Here is a 2,311-nt window from a genome sequence, read left to right on the forward strand (position 1 = left end):
CTCCTCACCCTCCCCCTCTTCCGAAAACGCTTCCTCTCCGCGCCCCACCGCAGCACTCAGGAGACCGCCGTCCTCGACGAGTTCGGCGTCCCGCACGCGGACCGCTGGTCCTGGGACCGTGTCGCGCGGCCGTACGCCGGCCAGGGCTTCCCCGACCCCGGCGCCTGGCGGAACTGGCTGCTCGCGCACCTCCACGAGGACGCGGCCCAGGCGGCGCTCGGCAACGTCGACGGCCCGCTCAAGGCCGCCCTCGACGTACTGCGGGACCTGCGCAACGAGCTCCGGCTGATCGTCGACCACGGCGGTCTGGCCGGGCCATCCCGCCGCGACCACCTGGACGGCTGGTACACGCCGCTCAACGCGTTCCTCTCCATCGGCCCGCCCCGCAGCCGCATCGAGGAGATGGCGGCCCTGATCGAGGCGGGCGTCCTGACCGTCGTGGGCCCGCGCCTGAAGGTGCGGCCGGACGAGGGGGCCTGGCACGCGCACTCCCCCGAGGTCCCCGGTTCAGCCGTCCGCGCGACCACCCTCATCGAGGCGCGCCTCCCGGAACCGGACCTGCGCCGGACCGCCGACGAACTCCTCGCCGGACTGCTGACGACGGGTCAGGCCCGCCCGCACACCGTCGACGGTTACGAAACCGGCGGAGTGGACGTGACACCGCGCCCGTACCACCTGATAGACCGTCAAGGCGCCTCCCACACAAGGCGGTTCGCGTTCGGTGTGCCCACGGAGGGAGTGCACTGGGTGACCGCCGCCGGGGCCAGGCCCGGTGTGGACTCGGTCACGCTGTCCGACGCGGACGCCGTGGCCCGAGCGGCTCTCCGCGCGCTCTATCAGCAAACGGAACGTCAAACGGAAGCAAAGGCATGGCCGAATGTTGAACTTGCAAGCATAGATTAGGGCGACCTACCGTGGGCTACCGCTCGGTATTCGTCCCCACCGGTCCTTCACAAGAGGACCGGGAAACCACCGTAGGAGCCCCCCCACATGACCGGACGCCTCAACAGCGCCCAGCCGTACGCCATCGGCCTGTTCCGCATCGTCATAGGCCTGTTGTTCGCCTGCCACGGCGCCATGTCCCTCTTCGGCGCCTTCGGCGGCGTGGACGGCAACGGCGCCACCGCCGAGACCGGCGCCTGGCCCAACTGGTACGCGGCCGTCATCGAACTCGTCGGCGGCAGCCTGGTGCTGCTCGGCCTCGGCACCCGTGCCGCGGCGTTCATAGCCTCCGGCGCCATGGCCTACGCGTACTTCAAGGTCCACCAGCCCATGGGCCTGTGGCCCATCGAGAACAAGGGCGAGGGTGCCGCGATGTACTGCTGGTCGATGTTCCTGCTCGTCTTCACGGGTTCCGGCGCGCTCGGCCTCGACCGGTTGTTCGCCAACCGCTCGGCCGCGTCCGCGAAGAAGCCCGCCTCGGACCAGACCCCCGTGGCGGCCTGACCCGAACCGCACGACCCCGGCGCCCGTCTCCGCACCACGGAGGCGGGCGCCACCGCGTGTCACGGTGGCATCAGCGGTGAAGTCCAGCCACACCCTGTTCTCGGCGTTCACCTAAGCGGAATCCCCCGAGGACGCGCACCGGCAGCGCGCCGGGGGACCGGGGCGACGGCCGGGTGAACGGCATGTGACGCAGACACAAGCCCCTGTGAACCCTCTGTCACACCCGGGGCGTACGCTGTCTGGCTGTCACAGGCCGCCCCGGTACTCCCGGCGACAGCGGCCCACGGGGGAGTCAAGGGGAGCAGACGGTGCTTGAGAGTGTGGGGTCGCTGACCGCCGGCCCATGGATCTACGCCGTGGTGGCCGCCTCCATCCTGCTGGACGTCTTCCTCCCGATCCTGCCGAGCGGCGTCCTGGTCATCGCGGCGGCGACGGCGGCAGCGGCGGGTACGGCGACGGGCGCGGAGGACGTCCCGGACATCCTTGCCCTCCTCCTCTCCGCGGCGACCGCCTCCGTGCTCGGCGACATGGTGGCGTACCGCGTGGCCTGGCGGGGCGGCGAGCGTCTGGACCGCGCCATCGCCCGCTCCCGTCGCCTCACCACCGCGCAGGAACGTCTCGGCACGGCCCTCGCCCGCGGTGGCGGCGCCCTGGTCGTCCTCGCCCGCTTCGCCCCCGCCGGCCGCTCGGTCGTCTCGCTGGGCGCCGGCGCCGCCCACCGCCGCGTCCGGGACTTCCTGCCCTGGTCCATCCTGGCCGGCATCGCCTGGGCCGCGTACAGCGTGGCCCTCGGCTACTTCGGCGCGCACTGGCTGGGCACGTCGTGGGCCGCCACGGTGGTGTCCGTGGGGGCGCTGTTCGGGGC

Annotated in this window: 2 protein-coding genes and 1 pseudogene; all 3 read left to right on the forward strand. The window is 72.2% G+C overall.

Annotated elements, in window-relative coordinates:
- Positions 1-903: pseudogene (locus FNH08_RS48940) on the forward strand (FAD/NAD(P)-binding protein); the annotation flags it as partial.
- An 87-nt stretch (positions 904-990) separates the two neighbouring features.
- Positions 991-1,446: a DoxX family protein gene (locus tag FNH08_RS48945; protein ID WP_152778380.1), complete on the forward strand. Its 456-nt coding sequence runs from the start codon at positions 991-993 to the stop codon at positions 1,444-1,446.
- Between the two features lie 308 nt (positions 1,447-1,754).
- A partial coding sequence (locus FNH08_RS48950; protein ID WP_322726639.1) for a DedA family protein occupies positions 1,755-2,311 on the forward strand: 557 nt, incomplete at its 3' end.

Source organism: Streptomyces spongiae, assembly GCF_009377185.1.
Classification (GTDB): Bacteria; Actinomycetota; Actinomycetes; order Streptomycetales; family Streptomycetaceae; genus Streptomyces; species Streptomyces spongiae.